The sequence below is a fragment of the Rickettsia honei RB genome (assembly GCF_000263055.1).
Taxonomy (GTDB): domain Bacteria; phylum Pseudomonadota; class Alphaproteobacteria; order Rickettsiales; family Rickettsiaceae; genus Rickettsia; species Rickettsia rickettsii.
The window spans coordinates 149975-156150 of sequence record NZ_AJTT01000004.1 but is presented as its reverse complement, the minus strand read 5'-3'; the positions used below and the strand labels follow the sequence as shown (position 1 = coordinate 156150).

Sequence of the window (6176 nt, the reverse complement as noted above, 5' to 3'; positions counted from 1 at the left end):
GAAGCTTGTTTTTTTATAATATTAAATTTTAACAAATTCTATTTTCGGTTTTATTTACCAAAACTTTATACTCTTTATTTAAACCTTTAACAGCATATATCCATAATATTACTATTACAAAGAATATAGAAGCAAAATAAGGAGTTGCCTCTACAAAACCAAATGCAGGAAATAAAATAAAGAATGTAGATTGAATAATAGCACCGCCTGATTTACCAAATCTTCCTCCGATAACTTCAACAGCAGCTTGCCCTTTTACTCGTAAATCCTTATCAAGCGGAATATACGCCATGTTTTTAGTGGCATCAAATAAAGAATATTTTACACCTTTACTTAAAACATTTTGAATCATACCGATCATAACAGCAAGTGCTAAAGGACCTGAAGCAAGAATACCTGTTAAATGCATAGCAATAACACTATCAAAAAAGATAAATACAAAAAACGCTGCACCGGTAATTAACATCATTAATGGAGTTATCATAGCTGCAGTTAGCCATGATACTTTTCTTAAAATATTACTACCTATAAGCATGAAAGCAATTGCAACCCAACCCTGATAAAATTGGAACTTCCCCATATATATAGTGTAAGCCTCTTTCGTCGGATATAATTCTTTTACTTTGGATTTCCAAACACCTTCAACTAAATTTACTGAAACACCGTAAGCAATAAGTAACAATGCAATATAACCTACATACTTAGAAGTAAAGATCATTTTAAAACTGTCTATTAATGACATTTTAGCTTTAGCTTTCTTTTCTTTTACTAATGCCGGATCATAAAGTCTAGGATCGGTTAGAACGTTTTTATTCATCCATCTATATGTTAATATTACCAAAAAGCTACTTGTTATCATTATAACAAATAAAGGCACAAATTTTAGATGTTCTGCAACTATTTGAGTTTTTTCATGCAAGCAATATCCAATAATTACGGATGTTACAGGCAATGCTAAATTAGCAAGTAAACCAAACATTGAGTAAAAACGTTTAGCTTCATCGGTTTTAGTAATTTGGTTAGCAAATTGCCAAAATAATAAACTAAGCATCATTGTTCCCCAAAGCTCTGCCATAGTATAAAAAGATGCAAAACTCCATTTCCCAACTATTCTTATAAACCATTTGAAATTAGGATAAGCTACACTCCAAGATTCTATGGTTTCAGGATCAGGATGAACTAAATCAGGGTAAGGGTAAAGAACAAACGCAAATAATGCAAAATACCCTAAGAAAAATGAAGTAATAACATAAAACACGTTTTCTTGCTTTAAAATATCGCAGAGCTTAACATAAATTACCATAGCGATTATGGCAGAAGGTAGTACTATATATGTTTTTAAGAAACTTATTGCTTCTGCTCCTATATCTGTTACTACAAACCCGTCTTTAATTGAACGAAGCGTTGAGTAGTTTAATAAAATACAGAACATCATAAACGCCATAGGAAGAAACTTCTTATTTTCATATCTTTCTATAGGCCAAATTACCTTGCTTAGTTCCGAAAGATAATTGTCATTTTTAGGAGTATTCATAAATTAAATTTTTCTATTTATTTTGAAGATAAATATTATACTAGAACATGTTAGAAAAGTCAAACCTATTGATTTTTCTCAAAAGAAATTAAATAAAATTATTAACTATAGGATGTGTAAAAAAATATGACAATTTATTTACTTGATTTTAGTTTCTATCTATAATTTTCTATTTATAAATTATTATAATAAAATATATGTCCAAATTAAAAACAGCTCTATTATTAACTGCTATAATTTTTATAACAGGTTGTAAAAGTAATATGAAAAATGAAAACAATATTTCATTACCGCAATATGTAACTTTGAACATTCAAACCTTAAATAGTTCAGAGGATAAAACTATTAGAATAAAGGCAAAAACTTTAAACTTTCCGTTATCTTCAGAAGATTTACGTGATATATCTATTTTAGAAAAGAAATATGATCAAGAAGAAAATTGTGCAGGACTTGCTGCACCGCAAATAGGCATATCAAAATGTATAATAATATTTGCAGTACATGAAGATGCAGAGTTAAAAAAATGGCATCCTGACCTTAAGGATACAATGCCTAAAACTATTTGGATTAACCCCTCATATAAACCGATAGGTATTGATAAACATGAAGATTACGAGGGATGCTTTTCTGTTGAAAATGCTACAGGACCGGTAGCAAGATTCAAGAAAATTCATTATCACGCATATGATATAAATGGCAATCAAATTCAAGGTATCGCAGAAGGATTTTTAGCAAGAGTTATCCAGCATGAAATCGATCATCTAAACGGAAAAGTATTTTTAGATTATGTAGCTCCCAAAAAAATAATGACTAAAGAAGAATATTTAGAAATGCGTAAAAAAGCAATAGAGCAGGAAAATATAAAATCTTAGAGTTCTCCAAATCTCAAATATCATTCTAGCTAAAATTTGAGTATGTCATTCTCGCGAAAATTTACTTTATATTATTTGGTATAATACTATTGAATCGGATACGGGACGCACGCGATGTTCGCCTAAAGCTTCATCTTCATCACCTGTTACATTATTTATAATTTTTCCGCCCATGAATAATGTAGAAGAACCACCACCGTCTAAATTGATTGCCGATTCATATCCAAGTTAACATATAATCTGCAAGTTCTGTTTTAGTTAATCCTATCACAGTATAATTAATAAGGTGTTTTTCTAAAATTTTTAAAGCTTCAGGGATTATTAATTTATCAACATTTATTTCTTTCTCTTTCCGTAATATTGATCTTACTTGCACAAGCTTAAGGTCTTTTACATGTTGCTTATAAATATGCTCGACTACAACTATAACTATAGTGCCGTCATTACACACTCCTAAAGCAGTACGAGCATGAGCCGGATCATCTTGCTTTGGATTATCTACAACATTTTTACCGTTTTGAACCAATAAGGGAATACCGGTTACTATTGAAGCAGTATTACTTAAATTTATAAGCTTACCGTCTTTATCGATAAATTCCAAAATTAATTTTACAGAATCATTTATATTTATACCGGCAAACTTGTTGCTTGTGGAAAGGACAATATAAAGCCTTTCTGTGGGATTTGATTATCACCATGCTTACCGTAACAATAAAATTAGACCTATTCTTATCAATCAAAATTTCTTTGTTAGTATACGACATTAATGTGGTAGATGCCCAAACATCATTATAGAAAGTAATATCTTTTAGGTTTGAAAAATAATGAACTTGATTTGGAATAACAGATTTATCGCCTATTGCTACTAAAATTTTTGCACTAGCCTTGGTAATTTGAATATTGCCCTGATCTATAATTAACAAACTTTGTAGTTGTTTTCTAAGGCTAAATAGCTTGCTGTCTATCATTAAAGTAAGACTTGATCTGCCGTCATCACTACCAGCGATTTCAAAGAATCCGACATTAATAGCAGCAGCTGCATTAGTGCGGTGTGCCATAACGTTTACTGTTTCTCTGCCTTATAACCTGATTATGAGCTTTAACTAGTTTTAACCCAAAATTCTTAGGATCAATAGTTAAGACATGAATCACATGCTTATCTTTTTCATAACGATTATATGTTAAGCCTTTATATTCCTTTGCGTATATTTTAAAACTGCTTATTAAAGCAAGAAATAAGTAAACTAATCTAATCATATTGTTGTACTTTTTTTAACAATAAAATTTAACCATAATGTCTCTTTACTTGGAGAGAATCTCTTACTCTTTTCCGTCCATATTTTAACTATTTCAAAAAGCCTGTTAAAATAAGGTTTTATTGTATCTTCATGCATATTGTAAAAATCGCGATCATCACGTTGTATAATATCTGAACCGTATCCGTAAGAAACATAAAAAATGCCTTCCGGCTTTAATGCAGCATGAATTTTTTTCATTATAAGGTACATAAAGGAGAGTTGCTTGAGCCCAAACACCATCAAACGACTCCTTAAAATCGATATCTTGAAAAGTGGAGTGCAGTACATCTATTCCGGTTGCTTTTGTAGCTCATTTAACCATTTCGGTTGAACCGTCAAAAGCAGTAACTTGATATCTTTGACTTAAAAATGTATCACGACCAACTTCGCAACCTGCATCTAAAATATGAGCTTGTTCAGGTAAATAGCTATTAAATGCTTTACAGTTATCAGACAAATCTGCATTGATTGTGCTGCTATAAAACTCTTGAGCGTTATTATTATAATATTGTATATTTGTCCCAACTATTAGTATATTTATACTCACCAAACAATAACATACAAATAGAAAATACATATAATTTCTATTATATATTAGACTTCTTTTCGAACTCGCTTATAGGAAGGAATTTGGAGGAAACACGGAACACAGCACCGCAGCGTATAAAAAAGTACGTGAGGATGCGAGTACCGGATTGACGTACAAATTATCCCTAGAAGTAGAGTTCCAAAAGAAGTCTATTGACTATTAGACTTAAAAATGGTCTACTTATCAAGAATAAGGCTTAAGGTTTATATGATAAAAAAAATAATATTTGGAATAGCTATTTTACTTAGTACAAGCTGCTTTGCCAATAGTACAACTTCTGACGGCTCAAAAAAAGATGCAGCAAAAACTAACGATGTTACAACACAAAAAATTATAGATGATTTTTCTGCTTACGCCGGTACTATAAAACCGGAAGTACGGGAGGAAATACAAAAATATAGAGTAGCAATAGTCAAGATTAATAAGAAGAAACGTGAACTATATAACAGGCTTTCCAAAGAGGCTCAAAATTTTTTAGCAGAGCAACAAAAATATAAACAAAAACTATCTATCTCTAAGCTAGCGGTAGAAAACGACCAAAAAAATAATACTGCTGATTCTAATGATAATAAGAGCAAAGATACAAAATAAATTACTGTTCTTAGCCGTTATTGTGCGGGTCAAAAATCGTCATTGCGAACAGCCGTAGGCTGTGGCGGCAATCTCATGAAATAATAACAAACTCCTAAGATTGCTTCGTCAATTGCTACGCAATGTCCTCGCAATGACGGATAAACCTATCCATACAACAACTCCGCTTTTAGCTAGGCATTTCATAAATCTGCTCTACCACACCATCAAGACCCATTAAAAAAGTATAAACTTTATAATTGGGGGAATTTTTCTTTTATTATATCACGGGCCTTGTTTAAAATTGCTGCATGTGCTGCCGTTTCTTTTTCCTTGGTATTTAGCTGTTCCTGACCTATAAGTATTTTATAAGCTCCACATTCTCTATGATCAAGAAAAACAATTTGTTTTATGTTATGTAATTCTTGCAAAATCTCAATAGTATCTTCTATTGTTTTTCCCCAATAAGTATATTTGTCGTTAATGAGAGCAAGCGATGCACCGGGTAGTGATACTTTATCAAAATTATCTTCTAATCCTAATTGCTTCATTAATTTATCTGTTTCGTCTATTAATCTAAAATCTACAAAACTAATTACAAAGAGTAGAAGCTTCATTTAATGTTTTTAAATGTTCATTACTTACTTCTACCTTTACAACTTTCTTATTGGCAATTATATTAATTGTTAGCAGCGTAAAGATTTAAACTAGACACCATAATAAACCCTAAAATTATATATTTTACATGTATCATAAAATTCTCCTATTTAAAAATATTTCTTACAGGCTTTAAAATAAGAATAACCTGTAATGATTGTTAAAAAAGCGGCAATCCATAAAATTATTTCCCCTACTATATCTAAATAAATAATTCCTGAACCTTTTGAGCCTAGTATCAATATCGATAAAGCAAACATTTGTAAAAACGTTTTTACCTTAGCAAGTCTCGATACAGGCACACTAACCTTTACTAGAGCTAAAAATTCCCGAAGACCGCTAACTAAAAATTCTCGTGCTAAAATTAATAAGCAAGGTATCTCATCTACATTATCTTTTTTTAGTAGCATGATAATAACACAACCTACAAGTAGCTTATCTGCTATAGGGTCAAACATCTTGCCGAAACTTGTAACTAAATTATATTTTCTTGCAATATAACCGTCAAAAAAATCCGTAATACTAGCTAAAACAAATAATAATGCCCCAAGTGTACGTGCAAGTGAATTATTTATATAAAATACCAGTATAATAACTGGAATTACCATTATTCGAGCAATAGTTAGATAATTAGGTAAATTTTTATCTATTCTCAT

The 6176-nt window shown here is 30.8% G+C and carries 10 protein-coding genes and 1 pseudogene; 2 read left to right on the top strand and 9 right to left on the bottom strand.

The window, feature by feature from the left end; genetic code table 11:
- Nucleotides 1-28: 28 nt before the first annotated feature.
- Complete coding sequence (tlc1, locus tag WSW_RS0105405) at nucleotides 29-1534, bottom strand: ATP/ADP exchange transporter Tlc1 (RefSeq protein WP_016917366.1); 1506 nt, start codon at nucleotides 1532-1534, stop codon at nucleotides 29-31.
- A 197-nt stretch (nucleotides 1535-1731) separates the two neighbouring features.
- On the opposite strand from tlc1, the gene WSW_RS0105400 reads away from it, so the two are divergent.
- Entirely contained in the window at nucleotides 1732-2406 is a 675-nt protein-coding gene (locus WSW_RS0105400) for a peptide deformylase (RefSeq protein ID WP_016917365.1), read from the top strand.
- 66 nt (nucleotides 2407-2472) lie between these two features.
- Here WSW_RS0105400 and WSW_RS1000000113650 read toward each other — a convergent pair whose 3' ends face one another.
- From WSW_RS1000000113650 to WSW_RS0105375, 6 genes are all read right to left on the bottom strand, one after another.
- Entirely contained in the window at nucleotides 2473-2580 is a 108-nt protein-coding gene (locus tag WSW_RS1000000113650; RefSeq protein ID WP_014419687.1) for a hypothetical protein, read from the bottom strand.
- Nucleotides 2581-2623: 43 nt separating this feature from the next.
- A complete protein-coding gene (locus tag WSW_RS1000000113200) occupies nucleotides 2624-3007 on the bottom strand; it encodes a phosphodiester glycosidase family protein (protein WP_016917364.1) in 384 nt (127 codons plus the stop codon).
- Nucleotides 3008-3023: 16 nt separating this feature from the next.
- Nucleotides 3024-3464 carry a hypothetical protein gene (locus WSW_RS1000000113195; RefSeq protein ID WP_016917363.1) on the bottom strand — a complete coding sequence of 147 codons (441 nt, stop codon included), beginning with the start codon at nucleotides 3462-3464 and terminating at the stop codon, nucleotides 3024-3026.
- A complete protein-coding gene (locus WSW_RS01000000108505; protein ID WP_016917362.1) occupies nucleotides 3448-3663 on the bottom strand; it encodes a hypothetical protein in 216 nt (71 codons plus the stop codon). Before WSW_RS01000000108505 ends, WSW_RS1000000113195 begins: the two co-directional genes overlap by 17 nt.
- On the bottom strand, nucleotides 3660-3902 hold the full coding sequence (locus WSW_RS1000000113190; RefSeq protein WP_238528522.1) for a hypothetical protein: 243 nt from the start codon (nucleotides 3900-3902) through the stop codon (nucleotides 3660-3662). The genes WSW_RS01000000108505 and WSW_RS1000000113190 overlap by 4 nt, the downstream gene beginning before the upstream one ends.
- A gap of 112 nt (nucleotides 3903-4014) precedes the next feature.
- Nucleotides 4015-4281: a methyltransferase domain-containing protein gene (locus WSW_RS0105375; protein ID WP_032850253.1), complete on the bottom strand. Its 267-nt coding sequence runs from the start codon at nucleotides 4279-4281 to the stop codon at nucleotides 4015-4017.
- Nucleotides 4282-4500: 219 nt separating this feature from the next.
- Between WSW_RS0105375 and WSW_RS0105370 the strand changes: the two genes are divergently transcribed.
- Complete coding sequence (locus tag WSW_RS0105370; protein ID WP_016917361.1) at nucleotides 4501-4884, top strand: hypothetical protein; 384 nt, start codon at nucleotides 4501-4503, stop codon at nucleotides 4882-4884.
- A 169-nt stretch (nucleotides 4885-5053) separates the two neighbouring features.
- On the opposite strand, the pseudogene WSW_RS1000000109565 reads toward WSW_RS0105370, so the two are convergent.
- Nucleotides 5054-5617, bottom strand: a pseudogene (locus tag WSW_RS1000000109565) (carbonic anhydrase).
- Between the two features lie 13 nt (nucleotides 5618-5630).
- Nucleotides 5631-6176, bottom strand: a complete 546-nt coding sequence (pgsA, locus tag WSW_RS0105360) for a CDP-diacylglycerol--glycerol-3-phosphate 3-phosphatidyltransferase (RefSeq protein WP_010976760.1) — start codon at nucleotides 6174-6176, stop codon at nucleotides 5631-5633.